1 protein-coding gene and 1 pseudogene are annotated in these 850 nt (G+C 44.6%); both read right to left on the bottom strand.

Going from position 1 to position 850, the window contains the following annotated elements; translation table 11 throughout:
* Nucleotides 1-366 (bottom strand): hypothetical protein (locus IEX97_RS12920; RefSeq protein WP_229776915.1); only part of this gene is annotated, 366 nt, incomplete at its 3' end.
* A pseudogene (locus IEX97_RS12915) lies at nt 366-850 on the bottom strand (hydroxymethylglutaryl-CoA reductase, degradative); the annotation flags it as partial. The gene IEX97_RS12920 and the pseudogene IEX97_RS12915, both read right to left, overlap by 1 nt.

Raw genomic sequence — 850 nt, 5'->3', positions numbered from 1 at the left:
ATCATACCCACTGGGACAAAGACCCTTGCCATTCCAGGCGTAGTTAAAATACGTTTCTAATAAAGAAGAAACATGAACGGGTTCTGAATCAGTAAGGCTCGCTAAATAAGCGCCAATAAACTGAGCACTGGAAGCTCCCATTCCTCCTAAACCATGATAAGGGTCATAAAAGCTTAAACCTTTTGCTTGTTTGCAATTAGTCCAATACTTTCCGGCAGGAGACTCAGGATGTATTCCGGACAAACTGGACTCAGCAACCATGCTAATCTTAAAACAAGGAGAGGTCGTTAAAATGAGCGCGGGACCATTTGCTAAAACCGCATATTCCCCAAGTAAAAATGTTTTTGCAGGAATCGACCAAACCATTAGAGAGATGCCACGTTTCGAATTTCAGCTAATAATTGACTTGCATGGTTCAAACTAACGCGTTTGTAGAGGTGCAACCAATTCTGTAACCGCTCTTTAAGCAAGGGCATTTCTTCATCAGTCGCCCCCGCTACCATTAAAAGGTTATCAATATGAAGTTTCATATGCCCTTGAATAATACCTTCGGTACATAAGGCCTTAATTGCACCAAGGTTTTGGACCAGTCCAACCGCAGCAATTACCCGTGATAGTTGATTCGCGGTTTCAATTCCCATCATGCGAAGGCACATCTTAGCCGTTGGATGTAAGGAAGTAACACCGCCAACAGTGCCAACAATAATCGGTGCTGTTAATTCACCGGTTAACTCACCATCCTGATAACGCCATTGTGTGATGGCCTTGTAACGACCACTTCTTGAAGCGTAAGCGTGCACTCCCGCCTCAACCGCACGCCAGTCGTTTCCTGTGGCGATTAGTACGGGAT

Source organism: Paenalicyclobacillus cellulosilyticus (assembly GCF_014647315.1).
GTDB lineage: Bacteria > Bacillota > Bacilli > Alicyclobacillales > Alicyclobacillaceae > Alicyclobacillus_J > Alicyclobacillus_J cellulosilyticus.
The sequence above is the reverse complement of the archived record's forward strand: the minus strand, read 5'-3'. Positions and strand labels throughout refer to the sequence as shown.